Source organism: Ottowia beijingensis (assembly GCF_042680925.1).
GTDB classification, from domain to species: domain Bacteria; phylum Pseudomonadota; class Gammaproteobacteria; order Burkholderiales; family Burkholderiaceae_C; genus Ottowia; species Ottowia beijingensis.
On the sequence record NZ_JBHUEP010000012.1, the window covers coordinates 120,325 to 144,517 of the forward strand.

Consider the following 24,193-nt stretch of genomic DNA (forward strand, 5'->3'; position numbering starts at 1 on the left):
ACACGTTCAAACCAACACCCCCAGCAACGCCCCGCACGCCAGCAGCGTGGCCACGCCCACCGTGCGCGATCCGATGGCGCAGGCGCGCAGCGTGTCGGCAGGCTCGGGCGTGCGGCCTTCGGGGTTCAACGTGTAGATGCCCGGCTTGCGCAGCTGCACGCGCAGGGCCAGCGCCATGGCCGCCATGGGCCAGCCGCCGTTGGGCGATGGCGTGCGCGCCGCCTCCACCCACAGGCGGCCCGGGCCGGCGGTGTGGCCGGCCGGCAGCGCGATCAGCGCCGCGGTGATGCGCGCCGGCACCCAGGCCAGCACGTCGTCCGCACGCGCCGCCCACTTGCCGGCCCATTGCCAGTCGCGCCCGCCGCGCACGCCGGGGTAGCCCCACATGGCATCGGCCGTGTTGGCAAAGCGAAACAGCACCGCCCCCGGCAGCCCCAGCAGCACGAACCAGAACAGCGGCGCCACCACCGAATCGTTCAGGTTCTCGGCCAGGCTCTCGATGGCGCTCTCGCGCACCTGGTGCGCCGACAGCGCGCTCACGTCGCGACTCACCAGCCGCGCCAGTTGCGCGCGGCCCGCGTCCAGCGATTCGCCCAGCGCGCGCTCCACCGCCAGCACCTCGTCGTGCAGCATGGCCCAGGCCAGCAACGGCTTCAAGAACAGCCCCAGCGCCAGCGCCGCCAGCCAGGCCGGCTGCGTCAGCACCCAGCCCTGAAACAGCCAGGCCACGGCAAAAAACGCCGCCGCCGCCGCGCACCACGACAGCGCCGCGAACCAGAACACGCGCGCATCCGACAGCACGCGCGCCTCACCCACGCGCGGCGCCAGCCGCTCGCCCGCCCAGGCCAGCCAGCGCCCCATCCATGCCACCGGGTGCCAGCGCAAGGGCGGCTCGCCCAGCAGGCGGTCGATGGCGATGGCCAGCGCCGGAGCGCTGGCCAGCAGCACGGCCCAGGGTTCGCCGGCAACGGACCACCATGCAATCACGGCGCGCCCTCCCCGCCGGCCAGAGCCCGCAGGGTCACATTCGGGTCGTTCGGATTCACGACTGCAGGCGCTCCTCGATCAGCGGCAGCGCCAGCGCGCGCTCGTGCGGGCTGCCGGCGCGCACGGCATCGAACAGCGCCAGCAGCTCGTACAGCGCCGGGTTGCGCCGCGCCGCCTCGGGCACGCTCGGGTACAGCGGGTGCAGCGTCATGCCACGGCGCGTGCCGTGCGGGTCGGGCCAGACGGGCGGCGGCTCGCTGGCGGGCGCCACGATCAGACCCTCCAGCGGCGCCGCGGCATAGCCCGTGGGCAGGCCGCGCGTCAGCTCGCCGCGCAGCGGTGCAAAGCAGTAGCGCGCCCCGTGCTGCACAAACAGGCGCAGCGCCTCGCGCACCACGCGCGGGCCGCCCTCCGGGTCGATGTAGGCCAGCCCGGCCGCCACCGCGCGCTGCACGGCGCCGTGCGTTTCCGACGCCGTCAGGCCCAGCTCGGCCGCCAGCGCTGCATAGGACGGCGCCGGCCCATCCTGCAGCACCAGGCGCAGCAGCACCAGCAGATCCTGCGGGCGCAGCATGGGTTGGGGGTTGGATTTGCCAGCGGCCATGGGCGACGTTCATTCGCTATTTGCGAATAGCGAATATAGCCGCCAGCGCCTGGCGACGCAAGCCGCCCCATCCTGTCACACCCTTGTTCGGCAAGCGCGTCAGAATGGCCTGGCACCAGGCAACCCGCCGGGGGCACCATCCAAGGAGAACGCGACATGGACATCACCACCCAAACCCTGCTGGCCGCCGACCTGGCCGACCGCTGGATCGACGCCATCCTGGGCGAACAGCCCGACGTGCTGCTGCAGGCCGACACCGACGAACCCCTGACCCCCGAAGACATGGCGCGCAACCTGGCGCAGTTCCGCGCCACGCTGATCGAGGAGCTGAGCGAGCAGCCCATCGCCTTCGCCATGGACGACGATGACGATGACGACGAGGATGACGACGGCGAGGACGACGCGCCGCGCTGACGCCGAGCCGCGCCCGCGCGCGGCCGCCAGCCCTGCGCTGTTCCATCCTTGAAAATTGGGGAGTATGCGCCTTCAGCGCCTGTCTGGCGGGCGCTGGCGGATATCTATATAGGGAGTATGTGGCCAGTTCCAGCTGCGCGGCGCACCGCATCCAAACGGAGCGCGTGCCAACCCGGCAGCGCCTGCCGCATGGGCACGCATCGCCCCGACGCGTAGGCGCTCACCGCTTCTTGCGTCGCCGCCGCGCGGCGGCGGCGGGCAGCAGGCTGGTCATGCGCTGGTACAGCGTGAACAGAAAGGCCACGCGCTCGGCGTCGCCTTGATTTCGTTCCAGGACAGGGTCCAGTCGGCGAACTTCTGCTGGTCGGCGGGTATGTTCAGGTCCAGGCCCTTGGTCTGCGCATACCGGGCCAGCATGGGCATCACGTTGTAGCCCTCCCCGCTCTGGTCGTTGAGTGCTGCGGCGGCGGACTCCGACAGGCCGGCGTGCTGCAGGAATCGCGTCGAGACGCCGCCATCGTTGCCGGGCTCGTGCTTGTTGGCCTCCTTGACGGAGTTCCAGATACCCAGGCCAACCACCGACACCACGACCAGGCCGATGCCGATCGGCCCGGCGATGCTGCCGGCGCCCAGCGCTGCCATCACGCCACCGGTGGCGCCGACGCCGCGCCGCGCCGCGCTTGCACAGCTGCCAGCGTTCCCATTGGGAAGCCTACCTATGGGCTTGTCATCGCTTTGTCATGCAAGCGAGGGCTGGGCACATACTCCCAATATAGAGCAGCTGTAGCACCCGACTGACGCGCGCTAACCAGGCATACTCCCCGTCATTCGTCGCCCATGTTCATGGCGTGGCGCCCTCAGCCGGCCGGCAGCAGCGCGTCCATCCCCGGCACGCCCGCCCTGCCCTTGACGCCCAGGCGCTGGAACAGCGCGCGGTCGCCCGCCACCTCGGGGTTGCCGGTGATGAGCAGCTTTTCGCCATAGAAGATGCTGTTGGCGCCGGCCAGAAAGCACAGCGCCTGCACCGCCTCGCCCAGCTGCTGGCGGCCGGCCGACAGGCGCACGCGCGACTTCGGCATGGTGATGCGCGCGGCGGCGATCATGCGCACGAACTCGAACGGGTCCAGGTCGGGCTGTTCGGCCAGCGGCGTGCCTTCGACCTTGACCAAGTGGTTGATGGGCACGCTGTCGGGCACCTCGGGCAGGTTGGCCAGTTGCGCGATCAGCGCGGCGCGCTGGCGGCGCGATTCGCCCATGCCGACGATGCCGCCCGAGCACACCTTGACGCCCGCGCCGCGCACGCGGTCGAGCGTGTCGAGCCGGTCCTGGTAGTCGCGCGTGCTGATGATCTCGCCGTAGAAGTCGGGCGCGCAGTCGAGGTTGTGGTTGTAGTAGTCGAGGCCGGCGGCCTTGAGCTTTTCCGCCTGCCCGTCGGCCAGCATGCCGAGGGTGACGCAGGCTTCCAGACCCACATCCTTGACGGTGCGCACCAGTTCGGCCACGGCGTCGATGTCGCGGTCTTTGGGCGCGCGCCAGGCGGCGCCCATGCAGAAGCGCGTGGCACCCGCGGCCCTGGCGGCTTCGGCGGCCTGCTTCACGGCGCCGCTTTCCATCAGCTTCTCGGCCTTCACGCCGGTGTCGTAATGCACCGACTGCGGGCAGTAGCCGCAGTCCTCGGGGCAACCGCCGGTTTTCACGCTGAGCAGCGTGGCCAGCTCGACCTCGTTCGGATCGTGGTGCGCGCGGTGCACTTTCTGGGCCTGCCACAGCAGGTCGGTGAAGGGCAGGTTCAGCAGCGCCTCGATCTGCTCGACGCTCCAGCGTTCGGTGCCGGCGGTCGCTGCGGGCGCGGCGCGCTTGTGGAGGGTGATGGGTTGCGGCGGGGTCGTGGCGGTGAGGGGCATCGGTGTCCTTTCGAAGTCAACAACTACTGAATGCATGACGCCGCGCGTGCTGCAGGGCGCGCTGTCACGGTTTATCGCGGGGCATCGGTTTTACTCCCTCGCCCCTTTGGGGAGAGGGCTGGGGTGAGGCGCCGGCGGCGCCACCCGCCCCAACCGTCCCCATCAGAAAACCAGACCCTCACCCCCCGCCCTCTCCCGCTGGCGGGAGAGGGAGCAAGTCGGTCTCGCCACGCTCCAGGCCCAGCAACCACTGCTTGCGCGGCAGACCGCCGCCGTAGCCGGTGAGCTGGCCGCTGCTGCCGATGACGCGGTGGCACGGCACGATGATGGAGACCTTGTTCTGCCCGTTGGCGGCCGCCACGGCGCGCACGGCGGTCGGCCGGCCGATGGTGGCGGCCTGCTCGGCGTAGCTGCGCGTCTGGCCGTAGGGGATATTCAGCAACGCCTGCCACACGCTCTGCTGGAACGGCGTGCCGACCAGGTCGAGCGGCACGTCGAAATCCTTGAGTTCACCCCTGAAGTAGGCATCGATCTGCTGGCCCAGCGCACGCGTGCGCGCATCCTCGCCCACCTGCGCCAGCGCGCCCGCATGGCGCTCCACATCGCGCCATTCGCGGCTCAGCCCCTTGGTGTCGCAGCTGAACTCCAGCAGGGCGAGGCCCTGCGGCGTGAACAGCGCCACCATGTCGCCCAGCGGCGTGGGGTAATGGTGTTCGATCAGGTTCATGCGGCAGCGATCCAGTTGTCCAGCAGCAAGGCCGGCACGCGGGCGAATTCGCGCTGGTTGTGGGTGACCAGGGTCAGGCCCTCGCTGCGTGCGTGGGCTGCGATGTGCAGATCGTTTTCGCTGATGGGCTGGCCCGCACGCTCCAACGCGGTGCGAATCTGGCCGTAGTGCATGGCGGCCTTGGGGCCATAGGCCAGCACCTCCAGCCGCGACGCGAAGCTTTCGACCACGCGCAGGTTGTGCTCCACGCGGGCGCTTTTTTCGGCGCCGTGGTACAGCTCGGCCAGCGTGATGCTGCTGATGCACAGGCCATCGGCATGGCGGTTGAAATGCGCCAGCGCCTCGGGCGGGCGGCGCTTGATGACGTAGATGACGATATTCGTGTCGAGCATGTGGCGCAGCATGGTTACCCTAGAAACTGCAGTTGGATGCGCCCGAGCGTGCCGTGATGGGCGTGCCAGGCAAGACGCGAGGACGCGGCAGGCTCGTGCCTGCAAGGACGAGCAACGCGGCATGGCGCGGCCAGTGTGGCGCGATCGGGTGCATAGCGCGCTCGCCCAATGGGTGAACGTGATCGAAGCCAAGGAAGTCAGCGCTCATGCGGGTTGCCCAAGGATGTCTAGCGGTCAACTGCCGTTTCTAGGGTTAAAGCTCCTCGCGCTGGGCGGGGCGCTGCTCGACACGCTCGTTCATGAAGTCGTCGTCCGCCGGTGCTTCGTGCAGGAAGAAGCTGTCCCAGACCCGGTCGGCGGGCGCCAGAATGCGCTCGGCGCCCAGGGCTCGCACACGCAGCTTTTTCACGTCGTCGCCAAAGCGCATCTCAGCCGGCAGGCGCACGGCTTGCGAACGGTTGTTCATGAAAATGGTGGCTTGCGCGGTCATCAGATTCCCCTGTCGTGCACGTAGATGCCAAGTGTATATGCCAGTAACAGGGATGTCGAACCGGACTGGAATCCGGCCTCAATCCTCGATGCCGCGCTGGGCCGGAACGCCGGCCTTGAAGGCGTGCTTGACCATGGTCATCTCGGTCACGGTATCCGCGATGTCGATGATCTCCTGCGGGCAACGCCGGCCCGTCAGGCACACGTGCACGTCCTTGGGGCGCTGCTGCAGGGTCTGCAGCACATCGTCCAGCGGCAGCCAGCCGTAGATCAGCGGGTAGGTGATCTCGTCGAGCACCACCAGGAAATGCTCGCCGTCCAGGATCGCCGCCTTGGCCCGCTGCCAGCCGTCGCGCGCCAGTTGCGCCGAATGGTCGAGATCCTTGCTCTTCCAGCTGAAGCCGTCGCCCAGCCCTTCGATGGGCAAACCAATCTGCTCGAACATGCGGTGCTCGCCAAAGCGCGCCGTGGGCACTTTCATGAACTGGAAAATCTTCACCTGCCTGCCGTGCACGTGCTGGCGGCCGAAGGCGCGCAGTGCCAGGCCGAAGGCGGCCGTGCTCTTGCCCTTGCCGTCGCCGGTGTTCACGATGACGAGGCCGCGGCGCTCGCCCTCGGGGCGGTCGTAGCGCTTTTCGGTGGGCGGGGTTTCAGTCTGCATGTTCGTGCTCCGGTTGTGGCAGGCGTGGCAGCGCCACCCAGCGGTCTTTCACCTGATAGACGCCGATGCGCCAGTCGAAAGCGGCCTGCAGCGCGCGGTGCGTGCTGGGGCTGGCGCAAGGGCCATGATGCGCGATGCCACCGTCCTTGACGATCAGCAGCTCATCGGCCTGCAGCGCCATGCCCAGCTCGTGCAGCACGCTGACCACGGTGCCGCCGGCGGCCACCTGCGCGCGCACCACGGCCAGCCAGTCGGCCTGGTGCGGCGGGTCGAGGTGGGCCAGCGGCTCGTCCATCAGCAGCAGCGGCGCCTGCACCGCCAGCGCGCGCGCCAGCAGCACGCGCTGACGCTCGCCGCCCGACAACTCGCCCAGGCGGCGCGTCTGCAGGTGCGCGACCTGCATCGCCGCGAGCGCCTGCCGCACGGCCGCGTGGTCGGCGTCGCTGGCGGGCGCCAGCCAGGCGCGGTGCGGCAGGCGCCCGAGCATGACCACGTCGTAGGCCGACAAGTCGTCGCTGCCGCCTTCGGCCTGGCCCAGCCAGGCCAGCTGGCGGGCGCGTTCGCGTGCGGGCCAGTCGGCCAGCGGCCGGCCGTGCAACTGCACCGTGCCATCGGTCGGCAGCAGGCCGGCCAGCACGCGCAGCAGGGTCGATTTGCCGGCGCCGTTGGGGCCGACGATGGCGGTCCAGCGGCCGGCGGCTATCCGCACGTCGATCCCATGCAGGATGAGGGCCTTGCCGATGCGGGTGGCCGTGGACCGTGCGCTGACTGCGATCGAATCCGTCATCGCGATCTCTGGTGCATCAGCCACAGCAGGTACATGCCGCCCAGCACCGCCGTCAACACGCCCACCGGCAGCTCCTGCGGCGCGATGACCACGCGCGCGGCCACGTCGGCGGCCATCAGCAGCAGGCCGCCGGCCAGCGCGCTCAGCAGCACCAGCGGCCCGTGCGTACTGGGCGCCATGGCGCGCACCAGGTGCGGCGCCACCAGGCCGACGAAGCCGATCAGCCCGGTCTGCGCCACCGCCGTGCCGGTGCCCAGCGCCAGCACGCCGATCAGCAGCGCGCGCATCGGCGCCAGCGGCAGGCCCAGGCTGTGCGCGGTGGATTCGCCCAGGCTCAGGCCGTCGAGCACGCGCGCCAGCGCCCAGGCGGTGAGCATCAGCGGCGCCAGCACGGCGGCCATCAGGCCCACCGCGCTCCAGCCCACGAAGCCGGTCACGCCCAGGGTGAAGCCCTGCATGGCCTGCAGGATGTCGGGCTCGGCCAGTTGCACCAGGTCGCGCACCGCGCCCAGTACGTAGCCCACCACCACGCCGGCCAGCAGCAAGCGCAGCGTCTGCTGCACGCCCTGCGCCAGCACCAGCGCCAGCAGCACGCCACCCAGCGCGCCGACGAAGGCGGCGCCGGTCAGACCCAGGCGGGCCAACCAGGGCGAGGCCATCTGCGCCAGCGCTGCGCCGTGGGCGCCCCCCGCGGCCATCACGGCGAACGCGATCGCCACCGCCAGCGCCGCGCCCGAGGCGCTGCCCAGCAGAAACGGATCGGCCAGCGGGTTGCGGAACAGCCCCTGCGCCACCGCCCCGGCCAGCCCCAGCAGCGCGCCGGCCAGCCAGGCACCCAGCGTGCGCGGCAGGCGGATGTCCCACACGATCTGCCAGGCCACGGCGTCGTGGCGCGCACGCAGCACGCTGTCGAAACCCGTGCTGCCCACACTGGCGCCCAGCGCCAGGCCGAAAACCGCCAGCGCCAGCAGCGCGAGCGCCAGCCATGCGGTGCGCGCCATGCCGGCGCGCGGCGCAGAAGAAGACAGCGCGGCGTCGGTCATGGATGCTGGGCTTTTGCGCGGCTGGCCATTGGGCATGGAATCGGGCGTTGGGCCTTTGCTGTCAAGCGCGTGCAGCTATAATTTTTGATTCTCGGGGTGGCAAGGGGCGCCACCCTCACCCCGGCCCTCTCCCGCTGGCGGGAGAGGGAGAGAGGGAGCGTCAAGCGCCGCGGTATGGCACTCTCACCCCTCTGGGGAGAGGGTTGGGGTGAGGGGCGGCGGCGCCGGCAGGTGGCGTGGCCGGCCCCCACCCTCCCCCCATGGCAGCAAAACTGTCCCATCAAGCCCCGGCCATTGCCCAGCAAGCGCAAGCTGCTCATTTTTTTGCAGCCACCGATTTCGCCGCGCAATCGGCCATCAGGCGCGCCGCCTCGGGCATGCGCGGTCCGGGGCGCACCAGGATGTTGCGGTGCTCGGCGTCGAACACGCACACGCGCCCGTCGCGCAGCGCCTTCAGGCTGGCCCAGCCGGGGCGGCGCGGCATGTCGGCGGCACTCTGGCTGCTGCTCATGATGAGGTCGGGCGCGGCGCGCACCACCAGCTCGGGGTTGATGCGCGGAAACGGCCCTTGCTCCGGCCCGATGATGTTGCCCAGGCCCAGCTCGGTCAGCAGTTCGCCGATGAAGCTGCCGTGCCCGGCCGCGTGCGGCGACGGGCTGACCTCGAAGTACACGCGCTGCCCGCGCGCGGCGGCCGGCACCGACTGCGCCGCAGCGGCCACGCCGGCGTCGATCTGGCGCATCAGCGCGTCGGCGCCGGGCACTTGCAGCACCTTGCCCAGGCGAGCGACGACGCGGCCCACGTCGGCGCGTGTCTTGGGCTCCAGCGCCACCACCTTCAGCCCCAGCGCGCGCAGGCGCACCCCGGCGCGCGAGGAGTTGGCCATCAGCACCACATCGGGCCGCAGCGCCACGATGGCCTCGACGCTCGGATCCAGCCCGCCGCCCACCTGCGGCAGCTTCTGCACGCTGGCGGGCCAGTTGGAATAGCGGTCCACGCCGACCAGGCGGTCGCAGGCATCGAGCGCGCACACGGTTTCGGTCAGCGAGGGCAGCAGGCTGACGATGCGCCGCGGCGGCGCGTCGAAGCGCGTGGTCTGGCCGGCGTCGTCCTGGATGTCGTAGGCGTGCGCGGCCAGGGCGAGCGGCCACAGCAGCAGGGCCAGCAGCCAGCGGGCGGGCCGGCGTGCCTCCTTCCCCCCCTGGGGAAAGGCAGGGATGGGGGCCGCGCCGTGGGGCGTGGTCGATGGATTCGCCCCCACCCCGGCCCTCCCCCAGCGGGGGCGGGAGAAAAAACCGGCGCGGCGGAAGATGGGTGGTGCTTTCATGGCTGTCCTTTCAGCGTCAGCGGCAGCCCGGCCGCCATCAGCGTCACGCGCTCGCACGCCGCCGCCACCTGCTGGTTGAGCGTGCCCAGCGCATCGACGAAGGCGCGCACCTCGCGCCCGAGCGGGATGACGCCCAGGCCGATCTCGTTGCCGACCAGCACGATGGGGCCGGGGCAGGCCCTGATTGCTTCGATAAAAAGAGCTGTTTGCGCCCGCCAGTCGGGCGCTGGCGGCCGATTCGGTCCAGAATCCTCCAGCGGCATCAGCTGTTGCGTCAGCCACAGCGTGAGGCAATCGACGATGTGCAGTGTGTCAGCGCCGCCGGCCTGGGCGATGGCGGTGGGCAGGTCGTGCCGCGCCTCCAGCGTGCGCAGGCCCGGCACGCGCGCGGCGCGCTCGCGCTGGTGGCGAGCAATGCGCGCGCGCATCTCGTCGTCGTGCGCTTCGGCGGTGGCGATCAGCACCGCGCGGTGATCAGGCGACCGCGCCAGCCAAGCGGCGGCCAGGTTTTCGGCCCGGCGCGATTTGCCGCTCTTCTGGCCGCCCAGGATGAGCTCGCTGCACGCCACCGTCAGGGCTTCAGCCATGCGCGTCCATCCATTGCGTGACGATGCGGTGCAGTTGTTCGACGCCATCGGTCAGCGCCGCCGGTCCGGGCTGCAGGATGTCGGCGGACTTGATCTCGAACAGCTGGCCGTGCCGCACGGCGGGCACGTCCTGCCAGCCGGGGCGCGCGGCGACCTTCTCGGGGCGAAACTTCTTGCCGCACCACGAGCCGACGATGATGTCGGGCGCTCGCCGCACGATCTCCAGCGGGTTGGCAATGATGCGGTCCTTGCCCAGCGGCTGGGCCGCGAGTTCAGGAAACACGTCCTCGCCGCCGGCGATGCCGATCAGCTCCGACACCCAGCGGATGCCGCTGATGGGCGGCTCGTCCCACTCCTCGAAGTAGATGCGCGGGCGGCGCTTGCCAAGGGCGAATTGGGCCTGAACCGCTTTCTGAATAAGCGCCAGACGCTCCTCAAATTGAAGCAGGAGCGCCTGCCCGCGTTCGGCGGCGCCAACCAGCGCCGCCAGCTGCGCCAGCATGTCGGCGATCTGCGCCACGCTGCGCTGGTTGAACACCATCACCGGCAGGCCGGCACGGATCAGCGCGGCGGCGATGTCGGCCTGCATATCGGAAAAGCCCAGCACCAGGTCGGGTTCGAGCGCGAGGATCTTGTCGAGCTTGGCGCTGGTGAAGGCGCTCACCTTCGGCTTCTCGTCGCGCGCGCGGCGCGGCCGCACGGTGTAGCCACTGATGCCGGCGATGCGGCGCTCCTCGCCCAGCAGGTAGAGCCACTCGGTCGTTTCCTCGGTCAGGCAGACGATGCGCTGCGGGCCGCCCGCCATCCCCAACAGGCCTGCATTCATGGCTGATCGCCCTTGCTGCATGCCGACCCGGCGCCGATGCCGCTTGAAAAAAGCCGCACCGCCGCGCGCGGGCTGGAGGCCAGCCAGGCGTGGAAATAGCTGCCGCGCACGGCGCCGCGCGGGCCGCCCACGTACACGGCTTCGCCCTCGCGCCGCGCGCTGCCGGGCGCGGGCGTGGTGCGGCCCACGGGCGCCAGAGGCGTGTCGCACACCGAATAGTGAAAGCTGTGGCCGCGCAGCGGCGGCGCGTCGGCCGCAGCCGCCCAGGCCTGCATGCCCAGGCCGGCCAGCTTTTTCTGCATGGTCGTGCGACCCGGCAGCAGGCCCCACATTGCGTGCGCGGCACCGTCCGCCGTGACCAGCTCTTCGAACAGCGCCATCATGCCGCCGCATTCGGCCCAGATCGGCTTGCCGTCGGCGGCGTGCCTGTGCAGGGCGCTCCGCAAATCAGAGCGCGCGGCCAGCGCGGCGGCGTGCAGCTCGGGGTAGCCGCCGGGCAGCCACAGCGCGTCGCATTCGGGCAACGCATCGCCCGCCAGCGGCGAGAAGAACACCACGCGCGCGCCCAGCGCCTGCAGCGTGGCCACGTTGGCAGGGTAGATGAAGGCAAAAGCCGCATCGCGCGCCACGGCTACGGTGCGGCCGGCGAGCAGCGGCGGCACGGCGTCGGCATCGCCGGCGGCGGGCGCGGCAAACGCCACGGCCCAGCGCGCGCGCCAGTCGTCCAGCGTCAGCGCGCCCAGCGGCGTGGCGGCCAGCAGGTCGGCGGCGGCGTCCAGCCGCGCCAGCGCGGCATCCTGGCCCAGTTCGTGCGCGGCCACCAGGCCCAGGTGCCGCTCGGGCAGCTGCATGGCGGCGCTGCGCGGCAGGTGGCCGAGCCAGCCCTCGGGCGGATCGACCGCACCCTGCAACAGCGCCGCGTGCCCGGCGCTGGCCACGCCGTTTGCCAGCACGCCGGCCCAGGGCAGGCGCCCGTTGCTATCCTTTTTGTAGTGGCGCAGGCCATGCACGACGGCGCCCAGCGTCTGCGCCATGGCGCCGGCCTGCACCACGGCCAGCACCGGCAGGCCGAAGCGGCGCGCCAGGTCGGCCGCGCTGGGCGTGCCGTCGTGCAGGCCCATCACGCCTTCGACCAACAGCACATCAGCCTCGCCAGCCGCGGCGTGCAGGCGCGCGCGGATGTCGGCCTCGCCGGTCATCCACAGGTCGACGTTGTGCACCGGCGCGCCGCTGGCAAGCTGGTGCCAGAACGGGTCCAGAAAGTCCGGCCCGCACTTGAACACCCGCACGCGCCAGCCGCGCCGCGCCAGCATGCGCGCCAGCGCGGCTGTGACGGTGGTCTTGCCCTGGCCGGAGGCCGGAGCGGTGATCAAGAGAGCGGGGCAATCGGCCATGGTGCGCGGCTAAAGAACACAACTTGACGATGGGGCATGGTGTGCCGAAGGGGCACGCCAGCCCCGTGGGCACGCGTTTACCTGGGCGTCCATTTCAGGCCGACGTAGAAGGTGCGGCCCGCCGTGTCGTAACCCCGGGCCGTCTGATAGTCCTTGTCGGTCAGGTTGTCGATGCGCGCCAGCAGCGTCCATTCGCGCGCGATGGTGGTGCTGGCATACAGGTTGACCAGGCCATAGCCGCCCAGGCGGTTGGTGTTGGCGGCGTTGTCCCAGCGGTGGCTGACGCCTTGCAGCTCGGCGCCCAGGGTCCAGTTCAGTGCGCCAGTGGTCACGCGCGTGTCGGCATTGAGTTTCAGGGTGCGCTGGGCGCGGCGCGCCAGCAGCTTGTCGGTCAGGTCGTTGCGCGGATCCTGGTAGTCGAACGAACCCGACAGGTTGACGCCGCCCAGCTTGTGCGCGCCCGACACCGTCACGCCCTGCAGCACGGCGCGGCCGGTGTTTTCGTAGCAGCCGAAGCTGTCGCTGCACGGTCCGGGCGCGCCGAAGTTGATGAGGTTGGTGATGCGGTTGCGGTAGACGGTGACGCCGAAGGCGCTGCCGGCCTGCGCCCAGTGCAGGCCCAGCTCGACGTTGCGGCTTTTCTCCGGCTCCAGGCCGGGCTGGCCGTACTGGGAAAAGCGCTGGTACAGCGTCGGCACGCGGAAGGCCGTGCCGACCGCCCCGGTCACGCGCCATCCGGGCGCGAAGGCGTAGCCGTAGGCCAGCCCGCCGGTGGTCTGGCCGCCGAATTCGCTGTCGCGGTCGTGGCGCAGGTTGGCCTGCAGCGTGTGCGCGCCGCTGCTGTAGCCATAGCCCAGGGCCACGGCGTTCTGGTGGCGGCCCTGGTCGATGGGGCCGTTGACCAGGTGATCCTCGCGCCGCTCCAGGGCGGCGGTGACCAGGTGGCCACCCTGGCGCCACTCGTTGTGCAGCAGGTAATTGCGCAGCGTGGTCTTGGTCAGGTAGGGCGAGGGCACAGTTTCGTAGCGCTGGCGCGATTCGCTGACCGACAGCCGGGTGCTGTAGTTGCGCGTCCACTGCGCCGACCAGGTGCCGCCCAGCGTGTACAGGCGATTCAGCGCATGGTCGTCGTTGCCCGGCGCGAAGCCGTCGTACTGCGCGTCCATATCGCTGGCGGTGCCGCTCAGGTCGACGCGGTGCGCGTCGTTGACCTTCCAGCCCAGCCGGCCGCTGGCGGCGCTCTGGCGGTAGCCGTCGCGGTCGGGGTTGCCGTCGGACTTGATGTTGAAGCCGCGGCTCACGGCGCGCTCGACGCCGAGCGAATAGTCGATGGCGCCGCTGGCGCCCGAGAAACCTGCCTCCAGCTTGCCGGTGCGGCGATTGCCCACACCCACGCCGACGTAGGGCGTGAACGGCCCTTCGCCCTTGCGGGTGAAAATCTGGATCACGCCGGCAATGGCGTCGGAGCCGTACACCGCCGCCGCCGGGCCGCGCACAATTTCGATGCGCTCGATCTGGCCGAGCGAAATCGCTTCCCACGGCGCGCCGCCACTGCCCGATTGCGTATCGACCCGCACGCCATCGATGTAGACGGCGGTGAAGCGGTTTTCGGCACCGCGCATGAACACGCTGGTGGCGGTGCCGGGGCCGCCGTTGCGCGACAGCTCCAGCCCCGGCTGGCGCTGCAGCAGATCGGAGACGCTGACCGCGCCGCTCTGTTCGATCTGCTCGCGGTCGATCAGGGTGACGTCGGCCAGCACGTCGGTCAGCGGCTGAGCCACGCGCGTGGCGGTGACCACCGTCTCGGGCAGGCTGGGGCCGCTGGCCTGAGCCACCGTGGTGGATTCGGATGGCGTCTGGGCATGGGCAGGCCAGGCTGCGGCGAACGCGCAGGACAAAGCCAGCGGCAGCACGCCAGGCCGGAACGGAAGCAAGGTATTTTTCATGACGGAAGCACGGATGAGCGCCCCTGCCGGCTTCCCCGCCAGCGTATGGGGCAAACATGGCCCGCACCGCCCTCCTCGGGCACTGCGCGGTCCTCCTCGTTGGCCGGTATCCGGGCTGGCGGTGGTTGCTCCGTGTCGCCTCGCCTTCCCGGCATCGTGTGTGATGAACCAGTGGCGGTGTGAGGCTGGAGCCGGCGCCTGAGCTGCGTCAGGGCGCCGTCCGCTTACCGTTGCGGGGGCAGCGCAGGTTAGGCACCGGTCGGAGGTGACCGGCAAGCCCTCCTGCTTCCCGTTGAACTGCGGCCGTGAGAGTCACGGCGCGCGAGCACCAACGCCGGTGATTGTAAGCGCCGCCCTGCAGGCGCCGCCTACAATCCCCGGCTATCCCGACCCGAGTGCGCCCCGATGACGAACCCACCCCTGATCGAACAGATTGCCGAGCGCGTGGAACGCCTGCTCGTGCGCCACGAGGAACTGCGCCGCACCAACGAGTTGCTGACGCAGCAGGTGCAGGCGCTGACGCACGAGCGCGACAACCTCAAGTCGCGCCTCATGGCGGCGCGTGCGCGGGTCGATTCGCTGATCGACCGCCTGCCTGCCGCCGCCGCTGCAGTGGCCGCCGCGCCGGCCAGCGACGACAAGGAGGGCGCCGCATGAAGCAGCTCGAAGTCAAGATCATGGGCCAGGGCTACCTGCTAGGCTGCCCCGAGGGCGGCGAGGAGCGCCTGCAGCAGGCCGTGCAACGCGTCGACGCCGCCATGTGCAAGATCCGCGACGCCGGCAAGATCAAGGCGCGCGACCGCATCGCCGTGCTGGCGGCGCTGAACATGGCCTTCGAGCTGACCGAGCCGCAGCGCACTGCGGCCCCCGCCGACGACGCCGCGGCAGCTGCATCCGGTGATGCACCCGCGCTGAGCGTGGCCGAGCAAGCCACCCTGGGCGCCCTGCTCGGCCGGCTGGACGAGGCGCTGAGTGACGACGGGCGTCTGCTGTAAGCGGCCTGTTTCGATCCGCCCCTCCTTCTGAAGCCGACCAAGAAGTACGACTTCGCCGCAGGCGGAGGAGTGCTCGCGGCAGCCGCTGCGCTGGCTTTGCCAGGCCGCTGGCTGCGTCCCCCCGCGCAGCAGGGGGGAAGGCGCGCCAGCGCCTCAGGGGGGTAAAATCCATCCTGTCTGTGAATGCACGCCGGGCTTTATATTTCCTTGAACCAATGCTCATATGAGCCCGGGCTTGGAACATCGCCTGGTCGGCGTGAACGTCTCGCGTCAGATGATCCCAGGATCAGGTTGACCTCGCCCACCTGAACCCCTGCGTTCAGGATGACGGTCCGGTGGCATTCGCAGACACCTAATTCGGCGTTCCCCCCTGAGGCGCTGGCGCGCCTTCCCCCCTGTCGAGCGGGGGGACGACGCCAGTGGCCGGTGCAAGCCCGGCCACGGCGCCACTTGCATGGCCTGCTCCGCGGCCATTTGATTTCTTGGGGTTCTGGGCGTCGCCGTCTTTTTGATCAGCCACCGTGTGTTGTTGAGCGCTGCTTTCTTTTTTGCCTGTCGCTCGCTTTTCTCCTCCTTCCCCGCTCTCCATGCCCATCGAACCTATTCTTGTCGTCCAGCTCGCCGTGCTCGGCCTTGTCACTGGCTTTCTGGCCGGGCTGCTGGGCATCGGGGGCGGGATGATCATGGTGCCGTTCATCTCGGCCATTCTCAGCGGGCGCGGTGTGGAGCCGGGGCTGGCGGTGAAGATGGCGATTGCGACGTCGATGGCGACGATCATCTTCACCTCGGTCAGCAGCGTGCGCGCGCACCACCAGAAGGGGGCGGTGCGCTGGGACATCGTCAAGCGCCTGGCGCCGGGCATCGTGCTGGGGGCCATGGTGGCCAGCCTGGGCGTGTTCGCGCTGCTCAAGGGCGCGGCGCTGTATTTCGTGTTCGCGGCCTTCGTGGCGTTCTCGGGCTCGCAGATGTTCCTCGACAAGAAGCCGGCGCCCACGCGCCAGTTGCCGGGCACACCAGGGCTGCTGGGCGCGGGCGGGGTGATCGGTTTTCTGTCCGGCCTGGTGGGTGCGGGCGGCGGCTTCGTCAGCGTGCCGTTCATGACCTCGTGCAACGTGGCCATTCACAACGCGGTGGCCACCAGCGCGGCGCTGGGCTTCCCGATTGCGCTGGCCAACGTGGTGGGCTACGTCATCGCCGGGCAGCGGCTGGAGGGGCTGCCGCCCTACGCCTTCGGCTACCTGTGGCTGCCGGCGCTGGTGGTCATCGCCAGCTGCAGCGTGCTGATGGCGCCGCTGGGCGCCAAGGCGGCGCATGCGCTGCCGGTGAAGAAGCTCAAGCGCGTGTTCGCGCTGGTGCTGTTCGTGCTGGCGGGCTACATGCTGATGAAGGGGCTGGGTGCCACGGCGGGCTGATGCAGCGGCGTGCGGCCGTTGCAGGGTGCCATGATTTTGATAGCTGGTTGCGCCCGTCAATAAACGATTTCAGTCACAAATATGCCTGAAATCGCCGATTAGCGAGCGCGAGCAGCTATCATTTTCTTCGTTCTGCATCAAGGCACGACGCACCACGGCGCCTGGTCGTGCACCAGGCCCATGTACAGGCCCCAGGCCGAGACGGCCATCAGCGCCAGGCCGGCGATGCGCATGCTCCAGGCGCCGCGCCCGTTGCTGCCCAGCCGCAGCAGCAGCCACGGCCCGGCCCACAGCGACACGCCCGAGCCGATGGCGAACACCGCCATCACCGCCGCGCCACCGGCCACGCTGCCGGCCAGTGCCGCCACCATCAGCGCCGAATACAGCAGCCCGCAGGGCAGCAGCGCCCAGGCCACGCCCAGGCCCAGCGGCGCGGCCAGGCCCATCGACTGCGTGGCCGAACGCACCTTGGTCCAGATGCGGCGCGCGCCCGTTTCCAGCCACACGGGCTGCTGCGCCAGCACCACCAGTGCCAGGCCCATCAGCACGGCGGCCACGTGCACCATGGTCCACACCGGGCGCAGCGCGGCCGATTGCACGGTGAGCCAGCCCAGCCCCTGCATGGTGGCCGCTGCCAGCCCGCCCAGGGCGCCGTAGCCGATCACGCGGCCCAGCTGGAACGTGCCGATGGCCCGCGTGCTGTGCGGCGCCGCCGCCTGCCCGATGCCGGCGCAGGCCGCGCCGCACATGGCAATGCAGTGCGGGCCACCGGCCAGCCCCATCAGCAGCGCGGTGACCAGAAGAGAAGTTTGCATGGCCCAAGTCTAAGGGCGCCGGCCACCGCAGGGCGTTGCGCAAAGTCATGCGCAGACGCCTTCACGGGCCGGGCGGGGACGATCAGAGGATCTTGGAGAAGCGCGCCCGCGTGCGGTCGGCCTGCAGGTACTTGTCGAACACCATGGCCACGCCGCGCACGAAGAACCAGCCCATGGGCGTGACCTTGATGCCGGTGTCGCTCAACTCCACCAGGCCCTGGTCCTGCATGCCGCGCAGGGTTTCCAGCTCGCTGGCGAAGTAGCTCCTGAAGTCGATCAGGTGCGCCAGCTCGGCCGATTCGAACATCACCTCGCCCTGGCACATCAGCGCCATGATCACGCAGCGCCGCAGCAAATCGTCGCGCGACACGGCCAGCCCGCGCGCCACGGGCAGATGGCCGTGGTCCAGCAGGTCCTGGTATTCCTCCAGCGACTTGGCGTTCTGGCTGTAGGTGGCGCCCACCTTGCCAATGGCCGACACGCCCAGGCCGATCAGGTCGCAATCGGGCTGCGTGCTGTAGCCCTGGAAGTTGCGGTGCAGCCGGCCCTGGCGCTTGGCCACGGCCAGGGCGTCGTTGGGCAGCGCGAAGTGGTCCATGCCGATGTAGTCGTAGCCCGCGGCCTCGAACGCCGCCAGCGAGCGCGCCAGCATCGCCACCTTGTTGGGTGCACCCGGCAGGTCGATGGCGATGATGCGCCGCTGCGGCTTGAAGCGCTCGGGCAGGTGCGCGTAGGCGTACAGCGCGATGCGGTCGGGCCGCAGCTCGGCCACCTGGGCCAGCGTGCGGTCGAAGGATTCGGGCGTCTGCTTGGGCAGGCCGTAGATCAGGTCGACGTTGATCGACTCGAAGCCGATCTCGCGCGCCGCGGCGACCAGGGCAAACACCTGCTCGGCCGGCTGGATGCGGTGCACCGCCTTCTGCACGATGGGGTCGAAATCCTGCACGCCGAACGACAGGCGGTTGAAGCCGAGCTGTGCCAGGTGGCGCAGCCGCTCGGGCGTGACGGTGCGCGGGTCGACCTCGATCGAATACTCGCCGCCCGGCACCAGGCTGAAGTTGCGGCGCAGCATGGCCATCAGCTCGCTGAGTTCGTCGTCGCTGAAGAAGGTGGGCGTGCCGCCGCCCAGGTGCAGCTGGCTGACGGCCTGGCCGGCGCCGATGCGCGCCACGTGCAGGTCCACCTCGCGGCTCAGGTAGCGCAGGTAGGGCGCGCTGCGGTCGTGGTGCTTGGTGATGATCTTGTTGCAGGCGCAGTAGTAGCACAGCGATTCGCAGAACGGAATGTGCACGTACAGCGACAGCGGCAGCGCCATGGCGGCCGGGCCGGCGCGGCGCTGCTCCAGCGCCTGGATGTAATCGGCCTCGCCGAACGCCTCGACGAAGCGGTCCGCCGTCGGGTACGAGGTGTAGCGCGGCCCGGGCACGTCGAATTTGGTGAGCAGTTCGGTGGTGATGGCTTGCATCGGACTTCCTTTGACTAGCAAAGCCAACTGTCGCCGGGAGCGCGACCCGTTTCCTTGACGACGATCAATTTAACCGAGCTGAATCGTCGGGATTTGTGCTGGATCAAGGCCGCGGCCGCCTGGCGCCACCCTCGCCTAAAATGCCTGTGCCGTTGCCATCCGTCACCCCCGATTCCTTCGCCTTACATGACACCCCAGACCATCCGCGTAGCCTGTTCCAACTGCAATCTGCGCGAGCTGTGCATGCCGATGGGCCTGTCGGAGTCGGACATCGGGCGTCTGGACGACCTGGTGGCCACGCGCCGCAAGATCAAGCGCGGCGCGGCGCTGTTCTCCAACGGCGACCGCTTCAACGCGCTGTACGCCATCCGCACCGGCTTCTTCAAGACCTGTGTGGCCACGGCCGACGGGCGCGACCAGGTGACGGGCTTTCAGATGGCGGGCGAGATCATCGGCCTGGACGGCATCGTGGCCGACCGCCACAGCTGCGACGCCGTGGCGCTGGAAGACGCCGAGGTGTGCGTGATGCCCTACGACCGCATCGAGGAGCTGTCGCGCGAAGTGCCGGCGCTGCAAAGCCACGTGCACAAGATCATGAGCCGCGAGATCGTGCGCGAGCACGGCGTGATGCTGCTGCTGGGCAGCATGCGCGCCGAGGAGCGCCTGGCCGCCTTTCTGCTGAACCTGGTGCAGCGGCTGCATGCGCGCGGCTTCTCGCAGAGCGAGCTGGTGCTGCGCATGACGCGCGAGGAAATCGGCAGCTACCTGGGCCTGAAGCTGGAGACGGTGAGCCGCACCTTCTCGAAGTTCGCCGAGGAAGGCATCGTCGAGGTCAAGCAGCGCCACGTGCGCATCCTGGACACCGAGGCACTGCGCGCCATCGTCAACGCGCCGGCCTGCGCCTGAGGGGTTGTTGCCCTGAAGCTGGCAGCGCCCGGTCGCTTTCATATTGATAGCTGCTTGCGCCTGCTATACCTTGATTTCAGAATGATTTCATACTGAAATCTTTGTATATCAAGAGCAAGCAGCTATCAAAACTATTGCAAGGTGTTCTTGAAGCCGGCCGGAATCGGCAGCGGCATGACGGCGATGCCTTCGTCCAGGAGTTCCTCGGTCTGCGCCGGCGTGGCCTGGCCGCGGATGCCGCGCTCTTTCGATTCGCCGTAGTGCATCTTGCGCGCCTCTTCGGCAAAGCGCTCGCCCACGTCCTCGGTGCTGGCCATCACGCGCCGCACCATGTGCATCCAGGCGGCCTGCAGTGCGGCCGGCGGCATGGCGGCCACGGGGGCGGCATCGCTGGCGCTGCGCCCTGCTCCGGCGTGCGCCTCGGCTGCAGCGGGCGCGCTGCCGGCGCCGCTCAGGTTCAGGCGCGGCGCGCTGGGCAGCTTGGCCACCGCCCGGTCGCCACACAGCGGGCATTCGACCAACTGGCGCGCCAGCTGGCTCTGAAAATCGTCCTCGGACGAGAACCAACCCTCGAACGCATGGCCCTGGGTGCATTGCAGATCGAGCACCTTCATCGGTCCACCCTCACACGGCGCCCGCGGCCTGCCAATCCAACGGCCAGGCCCCGCTCTGCACATTCTGCAGCCACAGCGCGCCGATCAGCGTCTTGGCGTCGGTGATCTGCCCGGCGCGGCACCAGTCGTACAACTGCGTGGCCGAGGCGGTGAACACGTCCAGGAACTCGCCCTCGTCCAGGCGCCGTTCGCCCGGCTGCAGCCCGCGGGCGAACCAGATCTCGATGAACTCGGTGGAATACGACACCACCGGGTGCAGCACGCCGGCACGCGCCCATTCGCGGGCGGTGTAGCCGGTTTCCTCGCGCAGCTCGCGCTGGGCACAGGCCAAGGTGTCTTCGCCAGGGTCGAGCTTGCCGGCCGGGAACTCGATGATCTCCTGCTGCACCGGGTAGCGGTACTGGCGCTCCAGCACCAGCTGCATGGCGCCATCGGCCGCTTCCAGCAAGGGCACGATCATCACCGCGCCGGGGTGCACCACGTATTCGCGCTGCGTGAGCTGGCCATTGGGCAGGCGCACCTGGTCGCGGAAGGCGTGCAGGAAGCCGCCCTTGAACAGCTCCTGGCTGTCCACCCGCTGTTCCGCCAGCTTGCTCATGTCAGGCGCGGCGCCGCGCCAGATAGCGGTAAACGAATCCGGGGAACGCCAGGGTCAGGAACAGCGAGGCCGTGACGGCATAGAACTCCCAACCCTGCGGGTAGTTCTGCCCCATCGACTTTTCGAGCGCCATGCCGACGCCGCCGACGATGAAGTACCACACCACCAGCTCGGCCAGCCGCCACGCCAGCGACTTGACCGGCGTGCGCAGCGGCACCACGGTCATCAGGCGCTGGTTGATGAACGGCAGGTTGGCGGCAATGGCAGCCAGCCCGATCAGCAGCCAGATGGACAGGTTCTGCGACATGCCGTCAGGTCGCCAGCATCTGCACGATGGCCTTGGCGCACAGCGCCATCAGCGCACCCGGCAGAATGCCCAACACCAGCAGCAGCGCGCCGTTGAGCGACAGCACGGCCCGCATGTCGAGCGGCGCCTGGATCGGTGCGTCGATGGCTGCGTCGTCGAAGTACATGACCTTGATGACGCGCAGGTAATAGAAGGCACCGATCAGCGACATGATCACCGCGAACACCGCCAGCGCGATGTACGCTGCCAGCCCGGTGCTGACCAGCGCCTGCAGCACCGACAGCTTGGCCTGGAAGCCCACCAGCGGCGGCAGGCCCGCCAGCGAGAACAGGCAGATGGCCATGATGCCGGCATACAGCGGGCTGCGCTGGTTCAGGCCGGCAAAGTCGGCGATCTCCTCGCTCTCGAAGCCTTCGCGCGACAGCAGCAGGATGACGCCGAAGCTCACCAGCGTGGTCAACACGTAGGTGACGATGTAGAACATGGCCGAGCTGTAGGCGTTGGCCGCCGCCAGCGCATTGCCGTTGACCACGCCCGCCATCAGGCCCAGCAGCACGAAGCCCATCTGCGAGATGGTGGAATAGGCCAGCATGCGCTTGAGGTTGGTCTGCGCGATGGCGGCCAGGTTGCCGATCAACAGCGAGGCGATCGCCAGCAGGCCCAGCATCTGCTGCCAGTCGAACGCCAGCGGCAGCAACCCCTCGACCAGCAGGCGGATGGCCATGGCGAAGGCCGCCAGCTTGGGCGCGGCCCCGATCATCAGCGTGGAGGCCGTGGGCGCGCCCTGGTAGACGTCCGGGATCCACATGTGGAACGGCACGGCACCGAACTTGAACGCCAGGCCTGCGACGATGAACACCAGCCCGAACACCAGCACCTGCTGCTTGATCTGGCCCGACGCCACGGCCTTGAAGACGCCGGCGATGTCGAGCGTGCCGGTGGCGCCGTACAGCATCGACAGGCCGTAGAGCAGGAAACCCGACGCCATGGCGCCCAGCACGAAGTATTTCATCGCCGCCTCGACCGCGGTGCCGTGGTCGCGGCGCAGCGCCACCAGGGCATAGCCGGACAGCGTCAGGCACTCGAGCCCGAGGTAGATCAGGATGAAGTTGTTGGCCGAGATCAGCACGAAGCCGCCCAGCAACGACAGCAGGCTGAGCACATACCATTCGCCACCGCGCAGCATGCCGCGCTCGACCACGTAGGTGCGGCCGTAGACAAAGGTCACCAGCACCGCCAAGGCGGCAAAGCACTTCAGCCAATTGGCCATGGGGTCGCTGACCACCATGCCCTCGAAGCCGTAGATGGTCTGCCCGCCGATGGCATACGTGGCGGTCAGGCCAGCCACGGCCAGCAAGGTGAGCACCGACAGGATGTAGGCGCCCATGCGGCGCTGGCTCTTGTCGAGCAGGTCGGTCAGCGCGATCACGCACGCCATCACCAGGAGCACGATCTCCGGATAAATGGCGATCCAACTGAATCTGTCAATCATCTGCACGTCCTCAATTCAGCTTGGATACCGCCACTTGCTTGAGCAGGTTGGCCACCGACGCATCCATCACGTCGGTCATCGGTTTGGGATACAGGCCCATCCACAGCACGGCGACGGCCAGCACCGCCAGCATCAGGAATTCACGGCCATTGATGTCCTTGAGCTGGCGCACGTCGTCGTTGGCGACCGGACCCAGATAGACGCGCTTGAACATCCACAGCGTGTAGGCGGCGCCGGTGATCAACGCCGTGGCTGCCAGCAGGCCGAGCCAGAAATTGGCCTTCACCGACGCCAGGATCACCATCCATTCGCCCACGAAGCCGGCCGTGCCCGGCATGCCGCAGTTGGCAAAGGCGAACAGCAGCGCGAACGTGGTGAAACGCGGCATGGTGTTGATCACGCCGCCGTAGCTGGCGATCTCGCGCGAATGCACGCGGTCGTACAGCACGCCGATGCACAGGAACATGGCACCCGAGACGAAGCCGTGCGCGATCATCTGGACCAGGCCACCGGTGATGCCCAGGTCGTTGAAGACGAAGAAGCCCAGCGTGACGAAACCCATGTGCGCCACCGACGAATAGGCCACCAGCTTCTTCATGTCCTGCTGCACCAGGGCCACCAGGCCGACGTAGATCACGGCGATGAGCGACAGCGCGATCATCAGCCAGGCCCATTCACGCGAGGCATCGGGCAGGATCGGCAGCGAGAAGCGCAGGAAACCGTAGGCACCCAGCTTCAGCATGATGGCCGCCAACACGGCGGAGCCGCCCGTCGGTGCCTCGACGTGCACGTCCGGCAACCAGGTGTGCACCGGCCACATCGGCACCTTGACCGCGAAGGCCGCGAACAGCGCAAAGAACAGCAGCGACTGCGCCGTGCCCGACAGCGGCAGCTTGTGCCAGGTCAGGATATCGAAGCTGCCGCCCGAACTCGTGTACAGGTAGATGAAGGCCACCAGGGTGAGCAGCGAACCCAGCAGCGTGTACAGGAAGAACTTGAACGCGGCGTAGATCTTGTTGGGGCCGCCCCAGATGCCGATGATCAGGTACATCGGGATCAGCGTGGCCTCGAAGAACACGTAGAACAGCACGCCGTCGAGCGCCGCGAACACGCCGACCATGAGGCCCGACAGGATCAGGAAGGCCGCCATGTACTGGTTGACCTTGCGCTGGATCACTTCCCAGCCGGCAATGACGACGATGATCGTGATGAAGGCCGTCAGCAGCACGAACCAGACCGAAATGCCGTCGACACCCAGGTGGTAGTTCACGTTGAAACGCTCGATCCAGGACGTCTTCTCGACGAACTGCATCTCGGCGGTGCCGAGTCTGAAACCGGTGTACAGCGGAATCGTGACCAGAAAGCTGATCACCGACCCGATGAGAGCGATCCAGCGCACGAGCTGCGCCTGACTCTCCCGGCCCAGTGCCAGCAACACGGCGCCGAAAACAATCGGCGTCCAGATGGCAAGGCTCAACCAACCCATTTTGTTCTCGCTCTT

27 protein-coding genes and 1 riboswitch are annotated in these 24,193 nt (G+C 69.0%); of the genes, 5 read left to right on the forward strand and 22 right to left on the reverse strand.

The window, feature by feature from the left end; genetic code table 11:
• Nucleotides 1–6: 6 nt before the first annotated feature.
• Both cbiB and ACFSCU_RS16080 read right to left on the reverse strand, forming a co-directional pair.
• On the reverse strand, nucleotides 7–987 hold the full coding sequence (gene cbiB, locus ACFSCU_RS16075) for an adenosylcobinamide-phosphate synthase CbiB (protein ID WP_377561145.1): 981 nt from the start codon (nucleotides 985–987) through the stop codon (nucleotides 7–9).
• A 55-nt stretch (nucleotides 988–1,042) separates the two neighbouring features.
• Complete coding sequence (locus ACFSCU_RS16080) at nucleotides 1,043–1,591, reverse strand: hypothetical protein (protein WP_377561146.1); 549 nt, start codon at nucleotides 1,589–1,591, stop codon at nucleotides 1,043–1,045.
• 156 nt (nucleotides 1,592–1,747) lie between these two features.
• Here ACFSCU_RS16080 and ACFSCU_RS16085 point away from each other — a divergent pair, with 156 nt between their 5' ends.
• Entirely contained in the window at nucleotides 1,748–2,005 is a 258-nt protein-coding gene (locus ACFSCU_RS16085; RefSeq protein ID WP_180549255.1) for a hypothetical protein, read from the forward strand.
• Nucleotides 2,006–2,275: 270 nt separating this feature from the next.
• Here the strand turns inward: ACFSCU_RS16085 and ACFSCU_RS16090 are convergent, their stop codons facing one another.
• From ACFSCU_RS16090 to ACFSCU_RS16150, 13 genes are all read right to left on the reverse strand, one after another.
• The gene (locus ACFSCU_RS16090; RefSeq protein ID WP_180549256.1) at nucleotides 2,276–2,647 is read right to left on the reverse strand and encodes a hypothetical protein; all 372 of its coding nucleotides are present in this window, start codon (nucleotides 2,645–2,647) and stop codon (nucleotides 2,276–2,278) included.
• Between the two features lie 215 nt (nucleotides 2,648–2,862).
• On the reverse strand, nucleotides 2,863–3,909 hold the full coding sequence (bioB, locus tag ACFSCU_RS16095) for a biotin synthase BioB (protein ID WP_180549257.1): 1,047 nt from the start codon (nucleotides 3,907–3,909) through the stop codon (nucleotides 2,863–2,865).
• Nucleotides 3,910–4,087: 178 nt separating this feature from the next.
• The gene (locus tag ACFSCU_RS16100) at nucleotides 4,088–4,636 is read right to left on the reverse strand and encodes a methylated-DNA--[protein]-cysteine S-methyltransferase (protein ID WP_377561147.1); all 549 of its coding nucleotides are present in this window, start codon (nucleotides 4,634–4,636) and stop codon (nucleotides 4,088–4,090) included.
• Nucleotides 4,633–5,028: a type II toxin-antitoxin system tRNA(fMet)-specific endonuclease VapC gene (vapC, locus tag ACFSCU_RS16105; protein ID WP_333705661.1), complete on the reverse strand. Its 396-nt coding sequence runs from the start codon at nucleotides 5,026–5,028 to the stop codon at nucleotides 4,633–4,635. The genes ACFSCU_RS16100 and vapC overlap by 4 nt, the downstream gene beginning before the upstream one ends.
• Before the next feature lie 253 nt (nucleotides 5,029–5,281).
• Nucleotides 5,282–5,518 carry a type II toxin-antitoxin system VapB family antitoxin gene (gene vapB / locus ACFSCU_RS16110; protein WP_180549259.1) on the reverse strand — a complete coding sequence of 79 codons (237 nt, stop codon included), beginning with the start codon at nucleotides 5,516–5,518 and terminating at the stop codon, nucleotides 5,282–5,284.
• A 78-nt stretch (nucleotides 5,519–5,596) separates the two neighbouring features.
• Nucleotides 5,597–6,178, reverse strand: a complete 582-nt coding sequence (gene cobO / locus ACFSCU_RS16115) for a cob(I)yrinic acid a,c-diamide adenosyltransferase (protein WP_180549260.1) — start codon at nucleotides 6,176–6,178, stop codon at nucleotides 5,597–5,599.
• A complete protein-coding gene (locus ACFSCU_RS16120) occupies nucleotides 6,168–6,965 on the reverse strand; it encodes an ABC transporter ATP-binding protein (protein ID WP_377561148.1) in 798 nt (265 codons plus the stop codon). Before ACFSCU_RS16120 ends, cobO begins: the two co-directional genes overlap by 11 nt.
• A complete protein-coding gene (locus ACFSCU_RS16125) occupies nucleotides 6,962–8,008 on the reverse strand; it encodes a FecCD family ABC transporter permease (RefSeq protein ID WP_377561149.1) in 1,047 nt (348 codons plus the stop codon). The genes ACFSCU_RS16120 and ACFSCU_RS16125 overlap by 4 nt, the downstream gene beginning before the upstream one ends.
• A 316-nt stretch (nucleotides 8,009–8,324) precedes the next feature.
• Complete coding sequence (locus tag ACFSCU_RS16130; RefSeq protein ID WP_377561150.1) at nucleotides 8,325–9,335, reverse strand: ABC transporter substrate-binding protein; 1,011 nt, start codon at nucleotides 9,333–9,335, stop codon at nucleotides 8,325–8,327.
• Nucleotides 9,332–9,922, reverse strand: coding sequence for a bifunctional adenosylcobinamide kinase/adenosylcobinamide-phosphate guanylyltransferase (locus ACFSCU_RS16135; protein WP_377561151.1), 591 nt, complete (start codon nucleotides 9,920–9,922; stop codon nucleotides 9,332–9,334). The genes ACFSCU_RS16130 and ACFSCU_RS16135 overlap by 4 nt, the downstream gene beginning before the upstream one ends.
• The gene (locus tag ACFSCU_RS16140; RefSeq protein ID WP_257645541.1) at nucleotides 9,915–10,748 is read right to left on the reverse strand and encodes a cobalamin-binding protein; all 834 of its coding nucleotides are present in this window, start codon (nucleotides 10,746–10,748) and stop codon (nucleotides 9,915–9,917) included. Before ACFSCU_RS16140 ends, ACFSCU_RS16135 begins: the two co-directional genes overlap by 8 nt.
• Nucleotides 10,745–12,142 (reverse strand): cobyrinate a,c-diamide synthase, encoded by a 1,398-nt coding sequence (locus ACFSCU_RS16145; protein ID WP_377561152.1) that lies wholly within the window; start codon nucleotides 12,140–12,142, stop codon nucleotides 10,745–10,747. The genes ACFSCU_RS16140 and ACFSCU_RS16145 overlap by 4 nt, the downstream gene beginning before the upstream one ends.
• A gap of 77 nt (nucleotides 12,143–12,219) precedes the next feature.
• Nucleotides 12,220–14,088, reverse strand: a complete 1,869-nt coding sequence (locus tag ACFSCU_RS16150) for a TonB-dependent receptor domain-containing protein (protein ID WP_180549264.1) — start codon at nucleotides 14,086–14,088, stop codon at nucleotides 12,220–12,222.
• 84 nt (nucleotides 14,089–14,172) lie between these two features.
• Nucleotides 14,173–14,436: riboswitch (cobalamin riboswitch) on the reverse strand.
• 57 nt (nucleotides 14,437–14,493) lie between these two features.
• Between ACFSCU_RS16150 and ACFSCU_RS16155 the strand changes: the two genes are divergently transcribed.
• The 3 genes from ACFSCU_RS16155 to ACFSCU_RS16165 all read left to right on the forward strand — a co-directional run bounded on the left by ACFSCU_RS16155 (nucleotide 14,494) and on the right by ACFSCU_RS16165 (nucleotide 16,495).
• Nucleotides 14,494–14,745, forward strand: a complete 252-nt coding sequence (locus tag ACFSCU_RS16155) for a restriction endonuclease subunit S domain-containing protein (protein WP_180549265.1) — start codon at nucleotides 14,494–14,496, stop codon at nucleotides 14,743–14,745.
• Nucleotides 14,742–15,083: a cell division protein ZapA gene (locus tag ACFSCU_RS16160; RefSeq protein ID WP_180549266.1), complete on the forward strand. Its 342-nt coding sequence runs from the start codon at nucleotides 14,742–14,744 to the stop codon at nucleotides 15,081–15,083. The genes ACFSCU_RS16155 and ACFSCU_RS16160 overlap by 4 nt, the downstream gene beginning before the upstream one ends.
• 587 nt (nucleotides 15,084–15,670) lie before the next feature.
• Nucleotides 15,671–16,495: a sulfite exporter TauE/SafE family protein gene (locus ACFSCU_RS16165; RefSeq protein WP_377561153.1), complete on the forward strand. Its 825-nt coding sequence runs from the start codon at nucleotides 15,671–15,673 to the stop codon at nucleotides 16,493–16,495.
• A gap of 137 nt (nucleotides 16,496–16,632) precedes the next feature.
• Here ACFSCU_RS16165 and ACFSCU_RS16170 read toward each other — a convergent pair whose 3' ends face one another.
• Both ACFSCU_RS16170 and hemN read right to left on the reverse strand, forming a co-directional pair.
• On the reverse strand, nucleotides 16,633–17,310 hold the full coding sequence (locus ACFSCU_RS16170; RefSeq protein ID WP_180549267.1) for a sulfite exporter TauE/SafE family protein: 678 nt from the start codon (nucleotides 17,308–17,310) through the stop codon (nucleotides 16,633–16,635).
• Nucleotides 17,311–17,392: 82 nt separating this feature from the next.
• Nucleotides 17,393–18,775 carry an oxygen-independent coproporphyrinogen III oxidase gene (gene hemN, locus ACFSCU_RS16175; protein WP_180549268.1) on the reverse strand — a complete coding sequence of 461 codons (1,383 nt, stop codon included), beginning with the start codon at nucleotides 18,773–18,775 and terminating at the stop codon, nucleotides 17,393–17,395.
• Between the two features lie 186 nt (nucleotides 18,776–18,961).
• Here hemN and fnr point away from each other — a divergent pair, with 186 nt between their 5' ends.
• Nucleotides 18,962–19,681 (forward strand): fumarate/nitrate reduction transcriptional regulator Fnr, encoded by a 720-nt coding sequence (fnr, locus tag ACFSCU_RS16180; RefSeq protein WP_180549269.1) that lies wholly within the window; start codon nucleotides 18,962–18,964, stop codon nucleotides 19,679–19,681.
• 131 nt (nucleotides 19,682–19,812) lie between these two features.
• Here fnr and ACFSCU_RS16185 read toward each other — a convergent pair whose 3' ends face one another.
• Genes ACFSCU_RS16185 through ACFSCU_RS16205 form a run of 5 tightly spaced genes read right to left on the reverse strand, consistent with a single transcriptional unit; the run spans nucleotide 19,813 to nucleotide 24,178 of the window.
• Complete coding sequence (locus ACFSCU_RS16185) at nucleotides 19,813–20,295, reverse strand: DUF1178 family protein (RefSeq protein ID WP_180549270.1); 483 nt, start codon at nucleotides 20,293–20,295, stop codon at nucleotides 19,813–19,815.
• A gap of 10 nt (nucleotides 20,296–20,305) precedes the next feature.
• Nucleotides 20,306–20,893 (reverse strand): NUDIX domain-containing protein, encoded by a 588-nt coding sequence (locus ACFSCU_RS16190; RefSeq protein WP_180549271.1) that lies wholly within the window; start codon nucleotides 20,891–20,893, stop codon nucleotides 20,306–20,308.
• Nucleotide 20,894: 1 nt separating this feature from the next.
• Complete coding sequence (locus tag ACFSCU_RS16195; RefSeq protein WP_180549272.1) at nucleotides 20,895–21,200, reverse strand: DUF2818 family protein; 306 nt, start codon at nucleotides 21,198–21,200, stop codon at nucleotides 20,895–20,897.
• A 4-nt stretch (nucleotides 21,201–21,204) separates the two neighbouring features.
• On the reverse strand, nucleotides 21,205–22,692 hold the full coding sequence (gene nuoN, locus ACFSCU_RS16200) for an NADH-quinone oxidoreductase subunit NuoN (RefSeq protein WP_377561154.1): 1,488 nt from the start codon (nucleotides 22,690–22,692) through the stop codon (nucleotides 21,205–21,207).
• Nucleotides 22,693–22,702: 10 nt separating this feature from the next.
• The gene (locus ACFSCU_RS16205; RefSeq protein WP_180549273.1) at nucleotides 22,703–24,178 is read right to left on the reverse strand and encodes an NADH-quinone oxidoreductase subunit M; all 1,476 of its coding nucleotides are present in this window, start codon (nucleotides 24,176–24,178) and stop codon (nucleotides 22,703–22,705) included.
• Between the last annotated feature and the right edge of the window lie 15 nt (nucleotides 24,179–24,193).